This is a genomic window from Solirubrobacter soli DSM 22325, from assembly GCF_000423665.1.
In the GTDB taxonomy this organism is placed as follows: Bacteria; Actinomycetota; Thermoleophilia; order Solirubrobacterales; family Solirubrobacteraceae; genus Solirubrobacter; species Solirubrobacter soli.
Window position 1 is genome coordinate 323,887 of the sequence record NZ_KE384074.1, and the last position, 18,616, is coordinate 342,502.

General features: G+C 70.2%; 16 protein-coding genes. 8 read left to right on the forward strand and 8 right to left on the reverse strand.

The window, feature by feature from the left end:
- Positions 1-185: 185 nt before the first annotated feature.
- Positions 186-2,696: a putative bifunctional diguanylate cyclase/phosphodiesterase gene (locus G569_RS60400; RefSeq protein WP_053227892.1), complete on the forward strand. Its 2,511-nt coding sequence runs from the start codon at positions 186-188 to the stop codon at positions 2,694-2,696.
- A gap of 5 nt (positions 2,697-2,701) precedes the next feature.
- Here the strand turns inward: G569_RS60400 and G569_RS60405 are convergent, their stop codons facing one another.
- Positions 2,702-3,592 (reverse strand): LuxR family transcriptional regulator, encoded by an 891-nt coding sequence (locus G569_RS60405; RefSeq protein WP_053227893.1) that lies wholly within the window; start codon positions 3,590-3,592, stop codon positions 2,702-2,704.
- Between the two features lie 143 nt (positions 3,593-3,735).
- On the opposite strand from G569_RS60405, the gene G569_RS60410 reads away from it, so the two are divergent.
- Positions 3,736-5,565 carry a methyl-accepting chemotaxis protein gene (locus G569_RS60410; protein WP_157592735.1) on the forward strand — a complete coding sequence of 610 codons (1,830 nt, stop codon included), beginning with the start codon at positions 3,736-3,738 and terminating at the stop codon, positions 5,563-5,565.
- A gap of 102 nt (positions 5,566-5,667) precedes the next feature.
- Complete coding sequence (locus tag G569_RS0144075; protein ID WP_037503796.1) at positions 5,668-6,306, forward strand: response regulator; 639 nt, start codon at positions 5,668-5,670, stop codon at positions 6,304-6,306.
- 15 nt (positions 6,307-6,321) lie between these two features.
- Here G569_RS0144075 and G569_RS0144080 read toward each other — a convergent pair whose 3' ends face one another.
- Complete coding sequence (locus G569_RS0144080; RefSeq protein WP_084286376.1) at positions 6,322-6,735, reverse strand: winged helix-turn-helix domain-containing protein; 414 nt, start codon at positions 6,733-6,735, stop codon at positions 6,322-6,324.
- A 62-nt stretch (positions 6,736-6,797) separates the two neighbouring features.
- On the opposite strand from G569_RS0144080, the gene G569_RS56855 reads away from it, so the two are divergent.
- The gene (locus G569_RS56855; protein ID WP_053227895.1) at positions 6,798-7,676 is read left to right on the forward strand and encodes a LysR family transcriptional regulator; all 879 of its coding nucleotides are present in this window, start codon (positions 6,798-6,800) and stop codon (positions 7,674-7,676) included.
- Positions 7,677-7,931: 255 nt separating this feature from the next.
- Positions 7,932-9,728, forward strand: coding sequence for an ATP-binding cassette domain-containing protein (locus G569_RS0144090; RefSeq protein WP_028068141.1), 1,797 nt, complete (start codon positions 7,932-7,934; stop codon positions 9,726-9,728).
- A gap of 43 nt (positions 9,729-9,771) precedes the next feature.
- On the opposite strand, the gene G569_RS0144095 is transcribed toward G569_RS0144090, so the two are convergent.
- The 3 genes from G569_RS0144095 to G569_RS0144105 are packed head-to-tail and all read right to left on the reverse strand — an operon-like array spanning position 9,772 to position 11,025.
- On the reverse strand, positions 9,772-10,383 hold the full coding sequence (locus G569_RS0144095) for an ArsR/SmtB family transcription factor (protein WP_084286377.1): 612 nt from the start codon (positions 10,381-10,383) through the stop codon (positions 9,772-9,774).
- A 9-nt stretch (positions 10,384-10,392) separates the two neighbouring features.
- Positions 10,393-10,602, reverse strand: coding sequence for a response regulator (locus G569_RS56860; RefSeq protein ID WP_053227896.1), 210 nt, complete (start codon positions 10,600-10,602; stop codon positions 10,393-10,395).
- A 54-nt stretch (positions 10,603-10,656) separates the two neighbouring features.
- Positions 10,657-11,025: a sensor histidine kinase gene (locus G569_RS0144105; RefSeq protein WP_084286378.1), complete on the reverse strand. Its 369-nt coding sequence runs from the start codon at positions 11,023-11,025 to the stop codon at positions 10,657-10,659.
- Positions 11,026-11,051: 26 nt separating this feature from the next.
- Between G569_RS0144105 and G569_RS56865 the strand changes: the two genes are divergently transcribed.
- Positions 11,052-13,202 (forward strand): PAS domain S-box protein, encoded by a 2,151-nt coding sequence (locus G569_RS56865; protein ID WP_053227897.1) that lies wholly within the window; start codon positions 11,052-11,054, stop codon positions 13,200-13,202.
- On the opposite strand, the gene G569_RS64370 is transcribed toward G569_RS56865, so the two are convergent.
- On the reverse strand, positions 13,195-15,015 hold the full coding sequence (locus G569_RS64370) for a methyl-accepting chemotaxis protein (RefSeq protein ID WP_053227898.1): 1,821 nt from the start codon (positions 15,013-15,015) through the stop codon (positions 13,195-13,197). The genes G569_RS56865 and G569_RS64370 overlap by 8 nt on opposite strands.
- Before the next feature lie 105 nt (positions 15,016-15,120).
- Positions 15,121-15,855 carry an SDR family NAD(P)-dependent oxidoreductase gene (locus tag G569_RS0144120; protein ID WP_028068144.1) on the reverse strand — a complete coding sequence of 245 codons (735 nt, stop codon included), beginning with the start codon at positions 15,853-15,855 and terminating at the stop codon, positions 15,121-15,123.
- 74 nt (positions 15,856-15,929) lie between these two features.
- Between G569_RS0144120 and G569_RS0144125 the strand changes: the two genes are divergently transcribed.
- Both G569_RS0144125 and G569_RS56875 read left to right on the forward strand, forming a co-directional pair.
- A complete protein-coding gene (locus G569_RS0144125) occupies positions 15,930-16,493 on the forward strand; it encodes a TetR/AcrR family transcriptional regulator (protein ID WP_037503557.1) in 564 nt (187 codons plus the stop codon).
- Positions 16,494-16,707: 214 nt separating this feature from the next.
- Positions 16,708-18,108, forward strand: coding sequence for an MFS transporter (locus G569_RS56875; RefSeq protein WP_053227899.1), 1,401 nt, complete (start codon positions 16,708-16,710; stop codon positions 18,106-18,108).
- A gap of 48 nt (positions 18,109-18,156) precedes the next feature.
- Here G569_RS56875 and G569_RS0144135 read toward each other — a convergent pair.
- Positions 18,157-18,616, reverse strand: a 460-nt coding sequence (locus tag G569_RS0144135; protein ID WP_028068146.1) for a methyl-accepting chemotaxis protein, incomplete at its 5' end; no start/stop codon positions are given.

The window sequence follows — 18,616 nt, forward strand, 5'->3', positions numbered from 1 at the left end:
GCAGCCCCTTATGGCAACTTGAGCCCGATTTCCCGTTAGGTCCCCGTGCTGACCAACTCGTGGTTCAGGGTTGAGAACCGCGCTCGATTCTGGACGAATAAGCGCGGAAGCTGGTGCGTGGATGTTCGCGACGTGAAAACACGGGATTGATGGGCCGTCCGCGCCTTCCCCCGTTTGGGGGAATCGTGCTCTACGGCGCGGTGCTCGCGGCGCTCGCGGTCGCGCTGTTCTTCGGGTTCCTGCACGGCGCCGAGCCGCTGACCGAGCCGCACCTTCCGTGGTGGGCGATCGCGGTCGGCTGGGCCCTCGCCGAGACGTGCGTGGTGCACCTGCATTTCCGCCGCAGCGCGCACTCGTTCTCGCTGGCCGACTTCCCGTTCGTCTTCGGGCTCGCTTTCGCCAGCGGCGACGGATTCCTGCTCGGCGCGCTGCTGGGCGCCGGCGCCGCGTACGCGTTCCGCCGGCTGCCGCCGATCAAGCTGGGCTTCAACCTCGCGCAGCTCGCGCTGGCGGTGTGCGTCGCGTTCGTGATCGTCCGCGCGTTCGCCGAGCCCGCCGACACGCTGGAGCCGGGAACGTGGCTCGCCCTGTACGTCGCCACGCTGGTGACGGGCGCGCTGTCGATCGCCTGCATCGCCGGCGCGATCGCGATCACCGAGGGCGGGATGACGCTCGGCACGCTGCGTCAGATGTTCTCGATGGACCTCGTGTTCACGGCCGCCAACTCCAGCATCGCGATCTCGGCCGCGGTCCTGATCTCCACCGACGCGCGTGCCGCGGTCCTGCTGGTCGTCCCGGCGGCGGTCGTGTTCGGCGTCTATCGCGCGTACGTCACCGAACGCCAGCAGCACGAGAAGCTCGAGTTCCTCTACGAGTCCAACCGGGCCCTCACGCGCTCCCCCGAGGTCGCGGAGGCGATCGACGGCGTGCTGGCGCGCTCGCTCGAGGCGTTCCGCTCGGAGATCGCGGAGGTGGTCCTGTTCAGCGCCGACGGCACGCCGCTGCGGAGCACCTACGGTCCCGGGAGCGAGCGCGTGACGATGGTCGAGGCCGACCGTGGAGCGGCCGAGGAGCTCGCCGCGCTGGTCGACGCCGAGAACCCGGTGGTCTCGCTCACACCTCCGTACGACCCGCCCGGGCTCCGTTCGCATCTGGAGCAGCGCGGGATCCGCAACGCGATGGTCGCGATGCTGCCCGGCGAGAGCCGCCTGATCGGGATCATCATGCTCGCGAACCGCTTCGGGCTCGAGCGCGGGTACGGCGGGGAGGATCGGCGGCTGCTCGAGGTGCTCGCCAACAACGCCAGCGTCGCGCTGCAGTACGACCGGCTGGAGCAGGCCGTGACCACGCTGCGCACCCTCCAGGAGGAGCTCCATCACCAGGCCTACCACGACCCGCTCACCGGTCTGCCGAACCGGCTGATGTTCATGGAGCGACTGCGCGCCGAGCTCGCGGACGAGACCGCCACGCTCGGGGCGCTGTTCATCGACGTCGACGACTTCAAGATCGTCAACGACACGCTCGGGCACGCCGTCGGCGACGCGCTGCTCGTCGCCGTCGCGGGGCGGCTCCGGCATTCCGTGCGCCCCCAGGACATCGTCGCCCGGCTGGGCGGCGACGAGTTCGCGGTCCTGCTGCCGGGCGTCGAGGACCCCGTCGCGGAGCTCGGGGCCGTGGCCACGCGCGTGCTGAGCGGATTCGAGCCGCCGGTGCACGCCGCGGGCGAGCTGGTGCCGGTCCACCTCAGCGTCGGCATCGCCGACAGCCGCGGGACGAGCGATCCCGACGAACTGATCCGCGAGGCCGACCTCGCCATGTACCAGGCCAAGACGTCGGGCAAGGGCCGCTTCGCGTTCTTCGACCCGCCGATGGCCGCCGCGATGCTCCGCCGCCATGACTTGAAGAAGGAGCTCGCCGAGGCGATCGAGCGTCGCGAGATCGTCGTCGAGTACCAGCCGATCGTCGACCTCGAGACCGGGCGCATCAGCGCCGGCGAGGCGCTGGTGCGCTGGGAGCATCCCGTCCGTGGCCGGATCGCCCCCGCGGAGTTCATCCCGCTCGCTGAGGAGTCCGGCCTGATCCGGGCGCTGGGCCGCCACGTGCTCGAGCAGACATGCCGGCAGGCGCAGCGCTGGGAGGCCGTGGCGCCGGACGACCCGCCGCTGCGCCTTCACGTCAACCTGTCAGCGGCCGAGCTGCGCGATCCGAATCTGCTCGCCGACGTCCAGGCGGTGCTCAACGAGTACGGCGTGCGACCCGGTCGCCTCGCGCTGGAGATCACGGAGACCGAGTTGCTCGACGACGCCGTCGCGAGCGCCGCCCGGTTCGGCGAGCTGCGGGCGCTCGGCATCCGCATCGCGCTCGACGACTTCGGCACGGGCTACTCCTCGCTCAGCTACCTGCACTCGCTGCCGCTCGACAGCCTCAAGATCGCGAAGCCGTTCGTCGACGGGCTCGCGGGCGACAGCCACGACGCGAGCTTCATCGGGGTGATCGTGGAGCTCGCGCGCAAGCTGGGACTGGAGGTGATCGCCGAAGGCATCGAGACCCGCGCGCAGCTCGACGCGCTGCGCGACCTCGGCGTCGAGCTCGGCCAAGGCTTCCTGATCGGCCGCCCCGCCGCCGCCGGGACCGGGCGGTTCCGCCGCCAGATGCCGGCCGGGTTCAGCGTCCGCCAGGACGCCGGGCTCACGTAGTGGCATCACGTGATCAGGCGTTGCCGGAACGCGACGGCGACTGAGCCGGCGCGATCCTTCGTCCCGAGCTTGCGGTAGATGTGATCGAAGTGCGACCTGACGGTCGCCACGGCGATCGTCAGGTGCGTGGCGATCTCCGGCGCGGAGAGCCCTTCGGCCGCGAGCTGCAGGATCTCGAGCTCGCGAGGACTCAGGACGCGCCCGACACGTGATCGCATCCCCCGCGGGTGGAACGCGCCGCGCGCTGTCAGGACGCGCGCCGCGCCGCGTGCGACGGCGATCCGGTGCGCGAGCTCGCCGGCCCGGTCCGCCGGCCACGCAAGGACCGTGCGCGGGAGTGGCAGCGCCGGGTCCAGTGGCAGCTTGACGACCTTCGACCCGAGGCTGGCGGCGGGCACGAAGTCAGCCATCGCGATCCCGATGCCCTGGCCCTGCGCGACGGCGGCGATCAGGTCCTCAGGAGCGGTCCCGACGGCGCCGCGCACTTGACGGAACCGGTAGCCGTTGTCGGCGAGTCGCGCGGCCCAGGTGTCGAACGTGGCAGGACCGAGCAGACGCGACGGCATGATCAGCACAGCGTCGGCGACGTCGCCCGGCGTGATCGCTCCGCGCCCTGCCAGCCGAAGGTCCGCGCGCACGAAGGCCATCATCGGCGCCCCGACGGACAGCAGCTCCGACCCGATCCCCGGCTCCGCGTGCGAGACCCGCACCACGCCGAGGTCGAGATGCCCGCCTCGGAGCCGCGCGAGTTGCTCGCCGCTGTGCCCGTGCATGACCTCGATCTCGAGCGTCGGCTCGAGCTCGCGCATCGTCGTCAACAGATCGTGGAGGACCTCGATGCCGAGCGAAGGCAGGAAGCCGAGGCGCACCGAGCGCGGATGCCATGTCGACGACATGTCGGCAACCGGACCACCGAGTGTCATCACATCATTCATTTGCCCTACACGGTACCCCGCATCTTTGCCCACTCCTCTTTAGCCCTCCGCATCGTGGCCCGATGCCGGGGAGCGTCTCCACCAAACCCACAAGGAGGATCTCAATGCGCCTTCCCGTGCGCACGAAGTTGTTCGGCGCCTTTGGCGTCGTGCTGGCCCTGATGGTCGTCGTCGGTGCACTCGGGGTTCAGAGCGTCACCAAGGTCAGCGACAAGTCGGAGGGCATGTATCGAAACTCCGTGACGGCGCTGGCGCATCTCGGGGTGGCGCGCGCGAAGCTCAACGAGAACCGCGCGTTCACCAACAACCACCTGCTCGAGGTGGACGTCTCGGCCAAGACCGAGCTCGAGGCGAAGCTCAAAGCCAACGACGAGCTGATCGCGGCCGAGCTCGCCGCGGTCCGCCCGACGCTCCAGACCGCGGCGGGAAAATCATCGTTTACGTCCCTCCTCGATCACCTGGAGGCGTATCGGGTGGCACGCCAACAGGTGCTCGACATCTCGCGCGGCGGTCGCCGTGACGCCGCGTACGGCGTCAACAAGGAGCGGGTGCTGCCCGCGGTCGGGCTGGTCGTGTCCGACTTCGAGAAGCTCTACGACTCCAAGGTCGACCTGGCCCGCTCCGAACAGGCCGCGATCGAGCAGACGTCGGCGTCGAGTCGCACCACCGCGATCGTGCTCATCCTGATCGCGTTGGGCCTCGGGTTCGGCGTCGCCTTCTGGATCGCCCGGTCGATCACGGGCGGCGTCCTGCAGATGCTGCGCGCGGCGCAAGGGATCGCCGACGGCGACGTCGAACAGGACGTCCGGATCACGAGCCGCGACGAGCTCGGTGACACGGGCGTCGCGTTCGCCCGCATGATCGAGTACCTGAAGGAGATGGCCGGCGTGGCGGACCGCGTCGCCGCCGCGGACCTGACGGTCGAGGTCCGGCCGCGCTCGGACCGGGACCTGCTCGGCAACTCGTTCGCGCGCCTGGTCCGCGACCTCAACGCGATCATCCAGCAGGTCGGGCGCCAGGCCGCCGCGGTGTCGGTGACATCGCAGCAGATGGCGTCGACCTCGGAGGAGACGGGCCGCGCGGTGGGTGAGATCGCGTCCGCGATCTCCGATGTCGCCCAGGGTGCGGAGCGCCAGGTGCGCATGGTCGAGTCGACGCGCGAGGCGGTCCAGGAGGCGGCGCGAGTAGCGGTCGCCAGCGCCGACACCGCGGCGGCGACCACCGCCGCCGCCGAGCAGGCGATGGGCGTTGCGCGCGAAGGCGTCGAGGCGGCGCAGCACGCGTCCGACGCGATCCGGCACGTGGCCGAGTCGTCGGCGCAGGTCGGAGCGGCGATCGAGCATCTCTCGGCCCGGTCCGAGCAGATCGGCGGCATCGTCGGCACGATCACCGGGATCGCCGAGCAGACCAACCTGCTCGCATTGAACGCCGCGATCGAGGCCGCCCGCGCCGGCGAGCAGGGCCGCGGGTTCGCCGTCGTGGCCGAGGAGGTGCGCAAGCTCGCCGAGGACTCCCAGTCCGCCGCGGCCGAGATCGCCGCCCTGATCGGCGACATGCAGAGCGAGACGCAGCGGGTCGTCGGCGTGGTCTCCGACGGCGCGCAACGCACCGCCGACGGGGTCGTGATCGTCGAGCAGACGCGCACGGCGTTCGAGCAGATCGGGGTTGCCGTCGAAGACATGACGACCCGTGTCGCCGAGATCGCGTCGGCCGTCGCGCAGATCAACGTCGATGCCGGCCGCGCCGAGGCCGACATCGTCGAGGTGGCGTCGGTCGCCGAGGAGTCCTCGGCGTCCACCGAGCAGGTGTCGGCCTCCACCCAGCAGACCAGCGCCTCGACGCAGGAGATCGCGGCGTCGGCACAGTCGCTGGCCGGGACGGCGGAGGAGCTCGACCGGCTCGTCGGGCGCTTCACGACCGCGGCGACCGCCTGACGCGCACCTGACATGTCGGCACCATGACATCTATGGGAGAGCGACGCCTGATCGCTCTCCCAGTCGACCGCATTGTGGCGCGAGGGCGCTAGGGTGGCGGTCGTGCGTGGGCCCCTACGCGTCCTGGTTGCGGACGACCATCCCCTCTTCCTCTTCGCGCTCGCCCACAGCGTCTCTCGCCGCGACGAGCTCGAGGTCGTCGCTCGCGCGGCGTCGGGCGGCGAGGCGATCGACGCCCTGCTCGCGCACCGGCCGGACCTCGCCGTGCTCGACGTGCAGATGGCCGACATCGAAGGGCTCGCCGTCCTGCGCGCCGCGACGGCCGCCGGACTGGCCGTCCGCGTGTTGTTCATCTCCGGGGCGATCGAGCCCGCGATCGCCTACGAGCTGCTGGAGGCGGGCGCCGCGGGCATCGTCTCCAAGGCGGCCACGCCCGAGGAGATCGGCGACGCGCTGGTCCGCATCGCGGCGGGTGAGACCGTGCTGGGGTCCGACGTGCAGCACATCGTCGTGAGCGCCATCCGTGGCCGCCGCGACGGCGATCGACCACGGCTCAGCGGCCGCGAGGCCGACGTGTTGCATCGCATCGCCAGGGGGCTCAGCGGCCCGGAGATCGCGGCCGAGCTGCGGCTGAGCCTGTCCACCGTCAAGACCCATCAGCGGCGGCTCTACGAGCGCCTCGGTGTGTCCGACCGCGCCGCGGCCGTCAGCGAGGCCATGCGCCGCGGGCTGATCGAGTAGATGCGATCGGCGGTGTCAGCTCGACGCCGGCGTCTCGATCACCGCGAGCCGGGTGCCGTCCTTGGCGATGACGGCATCGGCGAGCAGCCGGCGCACGACCCGGTACACGGGCGGTGGGTCGAGGCCGAGCGTCCGGCTGAGCTCCGCCACGGTGATGCCGGGCCGCTCGGCGATCAGGGCGATGACACGGTCGCGCCGCTCGGCGCCTGCCGCTCGCGTGCCACCCGGTCTCGCGCGCACGCGCGCCGCGCCCGGCCGCGCAGGATCAGGATGCGGCATGATCGCGGGGACCGGGAGCCCGAGGCGCGTGGCAGTGTCACGCAGCTCCTCGTATTCGGTGATCAGCGGTGCCAGCTCGTCGAGACGGGTAACGATGCGTGCCTCGAACGAGCGCAACTCGTCAAGCGCCGACACGATGGTCCTTTCCATTGATCGGAAACGTCAATGAGTGTTACCACACCTGCGGCGAGACGGACTGACCGAGCGCTTCCGTGGACGCCGTCAAGCTTCGCTCATTCGTTGTCCTGGCCGAGGAACTGCACTTCTCGCGCGCCGCCGCCCGTCTCGGCATCTCCCAGTCAACCCTGAGCCTTCGCCTTCGCAGCCTCGAGACCGAGCTCGACGCCCGCCTGTTCGACCGCTCGACCCGCCGCGTGACGCTGACCGAGGCCGGCTCCCGGCTCCTCGCCGATGCCCCGACCGCGCTGGCGGTGATCGCCGAGACCGCCGCCGCCGTCCACGCGACCGCCGACGAGGGCGACCGCATCCGCCTGGGATGCTCCCCCGCCGCCCGCCAGTCCGTGGTTCGTCACATCGTCCGCCGCTACCGCGGCGACGCGCCCACAGCTCGCGTGCGCCTGTATGAGAGCGCGTCGGGCGAGCTGCTGCGCTGGCTCTGGCAGGGCCGCCTGGACGCGTGCGTGAGCTACTGCACCGTCACGCCGCAAGGACTGCGATCCGAGCCCCTGGCGCAGCTCCAACCGTTGGTCGCGCTCCCCGCGGCCGATCCGCGCGCGCAGCTCGAATCCGTGCTGTTGGCCGACCTGTCGGACCTCCCGCTGGTCCTGTTCGCCGACGCCGACTCGGACGGCTACAACGCCACGGCCGTCGCGGCCTGCGAGGCGGCGGGCTTCACCCCCCGCACGATCGGCATCCCCCGCGCCCGCGCCGCCTTCGAGTTCTGCACGAGCGGCGGCTTCACCTTCGTCCCCTCGGGCGCGCTCCGGGACTGGCCCGACACCATCGCGCTGGTCCCGCTTGCCGGCCCGGCGCCGGTGCTCTCGTTCGATCTCGTCTGGCATGCGTCTCGCGAAGCCGTCGTCGCTCCGCTGCTGGCGGCCGCGCGCGCTGAGCACCGCGACCGCTCGTGAGCGCCGATCTTACCCCGCAGGACGTCAACCCACGGTGACACGTCGCCTGGAGTTCGATGACATGACATCGACTGGTGCCTACGGCCGCTAAGTCAGCGTGTCCCGAACGAGACGTGAGATTTGACTGATGTGAGTTGCTCCTGCTAGAGATGGTCGGTGACCGCCACCTGGATTCCTGCAGATCCCAAGCCTCTCAGCCGGTGGGAGGTCGCGAAGCGGTTCGTATGGCCGACGCTCCGCGTCAACTGGGCACTGGTGCTCGGTCTGCTGGTGCTCAGCGTCGCCTTGAGCGTGGTGCCGGCGCTCAAGACGGAGGTCGAGTCCGCCGTCATCAATGAGATCAACGACAACCTCGGCAAGGGTGGGAGCTTCACCGACGCGCTGCACTCTCCGGTTGAGCAGCTGTCGACGGACGAGGGCGGGATAGAGGGATTCGTCCTGCGCATCGCGTCGACGTTCTTCTCGGACGCGACGCTTTTACAGGCGGCGGTGAGCTACGGGATCATCACCGTCCTCGCGGCATTTCTCGTCTATCTGAGCACGGTATTCCGAGCTCGCCTCGAGCGGGACTTCTTCACGGAGCTGAGGAGTCGAGCGATGGAGACGCTGATGGATCCCTCGGCCTCCGCTTTGCCGCTGCAGGAAGGCGACGAGAAGGGCATCACGGTCCAGCAGGGAGCGGTCAACGTCGCCGGCGCCTACACCGGGATGCTCGAGGTCGTCCAGTACGCGTTCGCCCTTGTCGTGACGACGCTGCTGTTGCTCTCGCGAGATGTACGCCTTGCTGCCGCGATCGTGATCGTCGTGGTGCTGCAGACGCTGCTGACGTACATCAAGACCCGACGCCTGCAAGAGGACCGTCGCCAGTTGGAGCAGGAGCGCGACCTGGTGGTCCGGCGCAGCGACGACATCATCGAGAACCGTGACTTCATCGCGGCTCACGAGCAACGCCAGCGGTTCCATGACGTCCTTCAACAGCTCGCGACGACGTACGGAAAGATCGAGCAGCGCCTCTCTCGGCGCGACCAGGCGTACCGCGGCGTCACCGGCGTTCTGGGCGACGCCGGGCGGCTCGCGATCCTGTTCGTCGCACTCGCGATCGCGACCGGGGCGGTCGGTGATCCTGGCGATGTCAGCAATATCGGCGACGCCTACTTCCTGATCGCCATCTACGTTCGGATGCTCAATCCGACGCAGGGCATTCTCGGCGTCTGGGATGGCTACCGTCGCCAGCGCGACGTCTCGGAGCGCTTCCGCGCGCTGCTGGCGGCTCGCGATGAGCTCCCGCAGTCCCCGCCTGCGCCGAAGCCGGACGTCGAGCCGGTCGCGGCGACGGGACCGGCCGCGCGGTTCGAGGACGTTCGCTACGCGTACCAGACCGCGAACGGGCCCAAGACCGCGCTGGACGGGTGCAGCTTCGAGATCCCGCGAGGGCAGACGACCTTGATCGTCGGCCGCTCGGGCAGCGGGAAGACGACACTCGCGCGGATGCTGCTCGGGTTCCTGCATCCGGATGGCGGTGCTGTCCAGGTCCTCGGGCAGGAACTGGGGGCGTGGAACCACCCGGAGCTGCTCAGGGAGATGAGCTATCTGCCGCAAGCGGACTATGTCATCGAGGACACGGTCAGAGTGAACCTCTTCGCGCCCGACAAGGACGATCACGAGCTCTCGCAGGCATTGAGCACCGTCGAGGTCGACGCGGCGCTCGAGTCCGACGCGACCAGGCTCTCAACCGGCGAGCAACAGCGCGTCGGGCTGGCGCGGCTGCTGCTGGACGACGCCGAGCTCGTGCTCATGGACGAGCCGTTGTCCGGCGTGGACGCGTTCACCTTCGCCGAGCTCAGCTCGAAGCTCGCCGCCTACCTCGCGGATGAGCGCCGGACCTGCGTCGTGATCAGCCACCGGCTCTCGTTCATCTCGCAGGCCGAGCACGTCGTGCTCCTCGAGGCCGGTAGGGTCATCGAAGAAGGGGCGACGGGGGAACTCCTCGCCGATCCGAACAGCCGGCTCTCCGGGCTCCTCGCCGCGGCCCGCAGTGAGCTAGGACGGTAGGGCGCGCCGGCGTTCGGCTCCGCTCATCGCGCAGTGACAGCTGTCACCCGTCGGCGCGCTTGAAGTGCAGCAGGCCCAGTTCGGTCGGGAACACCGAGTCGTCCGAACCCTCATTGCGGCCGGCGCTCTCAGCCGCGATCGCCAACGCCTGATCCAGCGTCTTGGCCATCAACTTGTTCAACTTGCGAAACGCCTTCTCGTCCAGCTCCAACGGCGTCCGCGAGAGCACCACGTCCGGATCGTCGAGCTTGCCCGCATCGGCCGCCGTGCCGAGATCGGCGACCAGATCGGCGATCGTCTCGCCCGCCAACTCACGCCGCAACCCCGACGGGAGCGTGCGCCACTGCCCCTCATCCAGGTTCGGGCGAGCCGTCGCCTTATAGAAATGCTGCAACGCGCCACGGCGCGGCTCCGTCCGGACAAGCTCGACACAGTCGTAGTCGCGCAACATCCGCACGTGATAGGAGACAACCCCCAGCGGAGCGCCCAGCTCCACCGCGAGGTCCCCGGGACTGGCCACACGCTCACCGAGCCGCTGCAAGATACGCGCGCGCAACGGATGAGCGAGAGCCTTCGCGATGCGTGCCTCCGAGGTTTCCCCCGCAGGACGCTGTCCATTACTGGATGAGGTAGGTGAAATGGTGGGCGCGGTCATAACGCAAAGTTACTGGATCGATCGACCAGTCCCTAGCAACTGTTCCGCGACGGCGACGAACTCCGTGATGTCGAACGGCTTGGACACGTAGGTGGCGGCGCCGTGCGCCAGCGCACGGCTCCGGGCTGCGGGGTCCGCCTGACCACTGAGCACGATGATCGGGATGGCGCGGGTCACCGGGTCCGCCTGCAGCGCGATCGTGACCTCCTCGCCGGTCATGTCGGGCGAGCACCTCGTCGCCGCCGATGTCGGGGAGGTGCAGGTCGAGCACGATCACCTCGAGGACCACCGTCTCGCCGGCCGCGAGCTCGATCCAGAACGTGCTGCCGACCCCGGCGCGCTCGCGGCGCCGATCGCGCCATCCATGGCCTCCACCAGGTTGCGCGAGAGCGCGAGTCCGAGCCCGCTGCCCTCGATTCCCGACGCTCCCGCGTCGAGACGTTCGAACGCGACGAACGCGCGGTCCAGATCGGCCGGGTAGATCCCGCGGCCCGTGTCGGCGACGCTCACACGTACGCGCTCGCCCGCGCCCCTGCCGACGGTGATCTCCACCGAACCGCCCGGGTGGTTGTACTTGATCGCATTCCCGTCCGCGACCTTACAGCCAGCATTTGGCTGGTCAAGCCCGCGGGCGGCCGGAATCTGGCACGGCGTAGGCTCGAGTCTGCATGACCGAGCCCCTCGAAGAGATCGTCGAGCGCTTTCGGCGAAGCGAGCGGCGAGCCCAGTTGCTCGCCGACGTGTCGCTGACGCTCAACGCGAGCGTCGACGACCTCGACCGCGCGCTCGAGCTGGCTGCCCAGCAGATCTCGGACGCGATCGGCGACACGTGCTCGATCTACCTGCTCTCCGACGACGGCCAATGGCTCGACTGCGTCGCACAGGCCATCCGCGATCCCGTTCAGCGGTCGCTCGGCGAACGCGTCGGCATCCGTCACCAGCGGTTCCACATCGAGGGGAACCAGCTTGGTGACGTGATCCGCCGCGATGCCACGCACTTCTCGCCGACGATGCCGGGCGACGTCCGCGACATCGTCGGCCCCGAGCACGACGATCTGGTGGTGCTGCGGGCGTTCAGCAACATCATGGCGCCGCTCCGCGCCCGTGCCCGCGTGATCGGGCTGGTGAGCATCACGCGCACCGTCCCGGGCGCGGCCGCCTACACGGAGGAAGACCGCGAGTTCCTCGAGCAGCTCGCGCCACGCGTCGCGGTCGCCATCGACGCCGCCCAGCTCTACCGCACCGCGCAGGACGCGATCGCGGCGCGGACGCTGAGCGAGCAGCGGCTGCGCGCGATGTTCAACTCGACGCGGGTCGGGATCGTCGCGCGCGACGGTGACGGGCGCGTGGTGGAGTGCAACCGCGCCTACGCGGCGATGCTCGGGTACCAGCCCGACGAGCTGATCGGGTCCGACTACGCCGAACTCAGCGACCCCGCGGAGTTCGAGGCGCACCGGCGTCGCTACCGCGAGTCGTTCGCCGCCGGTGACCAGGACCTGGAGTTCGAGCACACCTACGTGCGACGAGACGGCAGCATGTTGCATGCCCGTGTCACCGCGTCGCTCGTCCGCGACATCGAAGGGCGGCCGTTGTACTCCCTCGCGCTGGTCGAGGACGTCAGCGAGCGCCACCGGCTCGAGCAGCAGCTCGTGCAGTCGCAGAAGATGGAGGCCGTCGGCCGGCTCGCCGGCGGCATCGCGCACGATTTCAACAACGTCCTCACGGCGATCCTCGGCTTCAGCGACGTCGTCGCGACGACCATCGGCGCGGAGCACCCGGCGCAGACGGCGACCGCCGAGATCCGCGTCGCCGCCGAGCGGGCCAACGCCCTCACCCGGCAGCTGCTGACGTTCAGCCGCCACCAGGTCCTCGAGCGCGAGGCGATCGAGCCCAACGAGGTCATCGAAGGACTGGCGCCGATGCTGCACCGGCTGCTGGGCGACGATGTCAGCCTCGAGCTCGCGCTCGAGCCCACGGCCGGCACGGTGGTCGCCAACCGCGGCCAGCTGGAGCAGGTGATCGTCAACCTCGCGGTCAATGCGCGCGACGCCATGCCCGGCGGCGGGCGACTCACGATCGCCACGGCATCGATCGACGCCGATTCCGCGCGCGCCCGCTTGGACCTCGAACCTGGCCCGCTGGTCGTGATCGCCGTGACCGACACCGGCCACGGGATGGACGCCGCGACCCAGCAGCGCATCTTCGAGCCGTTCTTCACGACGAAGCCGATCGGCGCCGGGAGCGGACTCGGGCTCGCCGTGGCCTATGGCATCGTCACGCAGAACGACGGCGCGCTCTCGGTCTACTCCGAGCCCGGGCACGGGAGCACCTTCCGGATTCACCTCCCGCGCAGCGCGCCCACCGGCGCCGCCGCGCCGCCCGATCGCGATGCGGCGGTCCGACAGGCCGACGAAGGTGGCAGCGAGACGATCCTGATCGCCGAGGACGACCGGGCCATCCGCACGCTGATCCAGCTGGTGCTCGAAGAGGACGGATACACCGTGCTGAGCGCCGCGACCCCGGCCGACGCGCTCGAGCTCGCGCAACGCCACCCGGTCGCGATCGACCTGATCGTGACCGACATGATCATGCCCGGCATGAGCGGCCCCGAGCTCGCCGAGCGCATCCGCGAGCACCGCCCAGCGATCGGGGTGCTCTTCACGTCGGGCTACAGCAATGCCGAGCTCGTTCGCCGCGGCCTCCCCCACGACGTGCCGTTCATCGAGAAGCCGTTCACTCCGGAAGGACTCAAGCGCACCATCCGCGGCGTCCTGCGTGCCGCACCGACCCGTCGGCAGGAGCCCGGGCTCCCTACTTGACCGTGAAGCGACTGACGAGTCGTTCGAGCTCGCCCGCGGTGCCCGCGAGTTGCTGCGCCGAGGCGGCGATCTCCTCCGCCGAGGCCGACGTCTCCTGCGTCGAGGCCGACACCTGCTCCGCGCTGGCGGACGAACGCTCGGCGACGGCTTCGACCTCTGCGATGGTCGCCTGCATCTCCGCGGAGCCCTCGGAGATGTTGCGCACGGCGACCACGATCCGGTCGACACGCTCGGTCATGTCGTCGATGGAGCGGCCGATCAGCTCGAATGCGTCGCCGGTGCGCTCGACGACGGCGGCGCCGTCGCGCGTGCGCTGCGCACCGTCCTCGACGACGGCGACGGCGTGGGCGGTGTCGCTGCCGATCTCGTGCACGAGCGTCTCGATCGACGCGGCCGCCTGCTGGCTCTCCTCGGCGAGCTTGCGGACCTCCTCGGCGACGACGGCGAAGCCCTTGCCCTGCTCCCCGGCGCGGGCGGCCTCGATCGCGGCATTCAAGGCCAGCAGGTTGGTCTGCTCGGCGATGCCGGTGATCGTCGACACGATTCCGCCGATCTGCTCGGACTTGGCGGCCAGCGCCTGGATCGCGGTGGCGATCGACTCCGCCGAGGCGCGCACGGCGTTCATCGCCTCGCCCGCTTGAGCCGCGGCCTCGACGCCCTGTTGCGCGGTCTCACGCGTCCGCTCGGCGGCCGCGGTCGTCTCGCGGGCGTTGGCGGCGGACTCTTCGACGGCGGCTGCCATCACCTCCGACGCGGCCCGCGCGCTGGCCACGACGCGCACCTGCTGCTCGGAGCCCTGCGCGACGTCGCCGACCGCCTGGGCGATCTCGCCGACCGCGCGGCCGGCCTCGTCGGACGTCGATGCCATCTCGTGCGAGGAGGCCGACAACGACCCGGCCACGGAATCGACCTTGCCCACCAGCTCGCGCAGGTTGGCCACCATCGTCGCGAACGCGTTGCCCAACTGGTCGCGCCCGGATTTCGGCTGCACCTGGACCGTGAGGTCGCCGGCGGCCACGCGGCCGGCGTCACCGGCGATCCCGCGAAGCGAGTCCCTCATCCGCTCGAACGCGCGCGCGGTGTCGCCGAGCTCGTCACGTCCACGCACATCCAGCGGGTGATCGAGGTCGCCCTCGGCGATCGCCTCGGCCGCGCCCAGGATGGCCTTCATCCGCACGACGAGGTTGCGTGCCAGCAGGAACGCGACCGCCGCGGCGATCAGGAGTGACAGGGCGCCGATCAGCAACAGCAGCGTCCTCGCGTCGTCGTGGCTCTTCTTGAACGCCGACCCGGCCGCCTTCTGGTCGGCGATCGCCGCCTCGCGCAGCTTGGACGCGGAATCGAGGGCGCGACCGTAGGGCTCGAGCTCGCCATTGAGCGTGATCTCGATCGCGCCTTCGCTGCGCGCGTCGCCCGCCGCCCGGGTCAGCTCCCACGCGCGCTCGTCGAGCTTCATGAAGTCCGCGACCGCCGCGTTGAGCGTCTCGAGCTGGGCACGCTCCTCCTTCGTGCTGACCTGGGTCCCGAGCTTCTTCAGCGTCTCGCCCAAGCCTGCGCGAGACGCCTCGAAGAGCTTGCGTTGCTCGGCGTGGTTGCCGAGCACGTACGCCGTCTGGAAGCCGTACATGTCGGCCAGGTTGAAGCGGACATCGGCGGCGGTCAGCTGCGTCGGCGTCGTCTGCTGAACGATTCGGTCGTTTCGGCGCGTCATCTCGGTCATCCCGCGCTGCGCGACGAGGCTCCCGACGGCGAGCAAGATGATGAGCACGCCGAAGCCGGCCGTGAGCTTGAGGAGGATCGGGAAGCGTTTCATGTCCAGTTCGGATCGCGGGATCGGTCCTCCGGTCGATCGGCACCCGTGGAACCGACCCGGCGCGATTTCACCCGGGTGAACTTCGGACGTGCGACGGCCGTGTGCTCAGACAGCGGTGCGGCCGCCGTCGGTGGCGAGGATCGCGCCGGTCATGTAGCTCGCCCGCGGTGAGGCGGCGAACGCGATGACGCGGGCGATCTCGGCCGGATCGGCGGCGCGCTGGAGCGGGACCGTCGAGCTGACGCTGCCTATGCCGTCGGCGCCCATGATCGCGGTCGTTCCCTCGGTCGTGGTCGGCCCGGGCGAGACGGCGTTGACACGGATGTTCTGGGCCGCGAACTCGGCCGCCCAGGTTCGGGTGAGCCCGACGACGGCGGCCTTGGAGGCGCCGTAGGCGGCCGCTCCCGGCATGCCGAACTCGGCGGCCATCGTCGTGACGTTGACGATGCTGCCGGACCCGCGCGCGGCCATCCTGGGCGCGAGCGCGGCGGTCAGGAAGAACGTGCCGCGCACGTTGACGTCGAAGAGCGCTTCGAACGTCTCGACGGCCTGGTCAGTCGTCGGGACGAAGTCGAAGATCCCGGCGTTGTTGACGAGGATGTCGGCCTCGGCGGCCTCGGCGGCGAGGTTGCCCACCGAGTCGAGGTCGCCGAGGTCGGCGGCGACGAACCGCGCGCGGCCGCCCTCCGCCTCGATCGCCGCGACGGTCTCGGCGCCGCGGCTCGCGTCGCGGCCGGAGACGATCACGGTCGCCCCGTCGCGGGCGAGCTCCAGCGCCGTCGCGCGGCCGATACCTGACGTGGCGCCTGTGACGAGCGCGGTCTTGCCCTGGAGTTCCATGAACTCTCCTAGATAGAACGGTCGGTCTATAGATGGACCGTAGCAGATAGACCGATCGGTCTACACTGGGTGTTGTGACCGACCGCCCCGCTCCCCGCGATCGCCTCCTCGAGGCCGCAGACGAGCTCTTCTACTCCGAGGGCGTGTGCACGGTCGGCGTCGATCGCGTCCTCAAACAGGCCGACGTCGCGCGCGCCTCGCTCTACACCACGTTCGGGTCCAAGGAGGAGCTCGTCCGCGCCTACCTCCAGCGTCGCAGCGACCGCTGGCAGGCGCTCGTCGCCGAGGTCCTCCCCTCGCGCTGGGACACGCCGCGCGACCGCATCCTCGGCGTCTTCGAGCTGTTGACCGAGTGGTTCGAGGCTCCCGGCTACAACGGCTGCCCGTTCATCAACGCGAGCGCCGAGGCGTCCGCGAGCGCGGCCGTGGAGGAGGTGCGCGACGCCCACCGGGCATGGGTGCGCGAGCTGTTCAGCGGCCTCGGCCGCGAGGCCGGAGCGAAGGATCCGCGCGCGCTGTCCGACCAGCTGGTGCTGCTCTACGACGGCTCGATGGTGGGCGCACAGCTGGATCACAGCGCCGCCCCGGGCATCGCGGCCCGTGCGGCCGCGGGCGCCCTGGTCGACGCGGCGCTGTAGCCGTCACCGCCGTCGCGGACCCTCATTCCGGCACCGAGGAGTGCGGACCAGGGCATCCGACGGGTGCGAGGCAGGGTGGTCGAAGGGACCATATCTCGTTGTACGAACAACGAGACTGCCCGACAGGAGATCCGCCATGACCACCGCGACGACCCATATCGAGGAGCCATCGTCAGCGGCCGCCGCAGTCCCTGGTCGCCCGCCGGACCGTGACGTGAATCGCCCCGATCCACGCCGCTGGAAGGCGCTTGCGGTCGTCCTGGCCGCGGGGTTCATGACCCTCCTGGACGTCTCGATCGTCAACGTCGCGTTGCCGAGCATCGAGCAGAGCCTGCACGCGCAGCAGCACGCGTTGCAGTGGATCGTCGCGGGCTACGCGCTCGCACTGGGGCTGATGCTCGTGCCGGCGGGCCGCTTCGGCGACGCGCACGGCCGCAGGCCCGTGTTCATGGCCGGCGTGGCGCTCTTCGTCGTCGCGAGCGTGGCGTCCGCGTTGGCGCCCACGACGCTGTGGCTCGTGTCGATGCGACTCGTCCAGGGGTTCGCCGGCGGCCTGATCAGCCCGCAGATCTCGGGCCTCATCCAGAGTCTGTTCCGGGGCGAGGAGCGCGGCAAGGCGTTCGGCCTCTTCGGCTCGGTGATCGCCGTGTCGACCGCTGTCGGCCCGCTGGTCGGCGGCGCATTGATCGAGCTGTTCGGCGTTCATGACGGCTGGCGGGCGGTCTTCTTCGTCAATCTGCCGATCGGCGCCGCGATCCTCCTGTCCGCTCGCCGCTACCTGCCGGCGCCGACCACGGCCGAGCGTCAGCCCCAGTCGCTCGACCCGCTCGGCGTGGTCCTGCTGGGCGCCGCGGTCGTGTCCATCCTCGTCCCGTTCATCGAGCAGCGCGCCTGGCACAGCCCGTTCCGCGTCGCCCTGTTGCCGCTGGGTGTCGTCCTGCTGCTTGTGTGGGTGCTGCACGAGCGCCGCTTCGCCCGGACACACGAGCCGCTCGTGTCGCTCGAGCTGTTCCGGATCCGCTCCTACGTGCTCGGCGCGCCGGTGGGCCTCCTGTACTTCGGAGGGTTCATCGCGGTGTTCTTCATCCTCACCCAGTACCTGCAGCTTGGGCTCGGCTACCCGGCGTGGAAGTCGGGCCTGTCCGCCACGCCATTCGCCATCGGCGGCGCGCTCGTCGCCTCCGCGGGCAGCCGCCAGGTGCTGCGCCGCGGCCCGAAGCTCGTGGCCTTCGGCCTGGCAACGTTCCTGGTCGGGATGGCCGGCGTCTGGCTGGCCGTCGGGGCCCATCCCGGGGACGACGTCGCCGTGTGGATGGCGCTGCCGCTGCTGATCGCCGGTCTCGGCGGCGGGCTCGTGATCTCGCCCAACCTGACCCTGACGCTCTCCCGGGTCCCGGTCGAGCGCGCCGGAAGTGCCGGCGGCCTGCTCCAGACCGGTCAGCGAATCGGCTCAGCCGCCGGCATCGCGATCACCGGCAGCATCTTCTACAACCAGCTCGCGTCATCGCACGGCGATTACGCCCTGGCCTTTCGCCACGGCATCATCAGCATCGCTGCGTTCGCCGCGGCCGCGCTCGCGCTCGTCCTGGCGGACGCCGTGACCTATCGCTCCTGAGCGCCACCGCATGCGGTGCTCGGCTCGTTGCCTCCGGCGACTGCGGTCTCAGAGGGCCAGCTTGAAGCGGCTGACGACGCTGTCGAGTTTCTCCACGGTGGCGGCGAGCTCTTGGGCTGAGGCGGCGATCTCCTGGGTGGAGGCGCTGGTCTGTTGCGTGGAGGCCGAGACCTCCTCGGCCGAGGCGGAGGACTGCTCGGCGACCGCCGCGACCTCGGTGATGTCGGACTCGGCGCGGGTGGCCTCGGCGCTGATCTGGTGCACGGCCGTCGCGATCGCGCTGACGCGGTCGGTGACGTCGGCGACCGCGGTGCCGATGGCCTCAAAGGCCTCCCGGGTCTGCTCGACGGTGGCGACACCGTCGGCGGTGCGCTGATTGCCTTCCTCGACGACGGTGACGACGTTCTGGGTCTCGGCCTGGATCTCGCCGATCAGCGACGAGATCTGACTGGCCGCCGACTGGGACTCCTCGGCGAGCTTGCGCACCTCCTCGGCCACGACGGCAAAG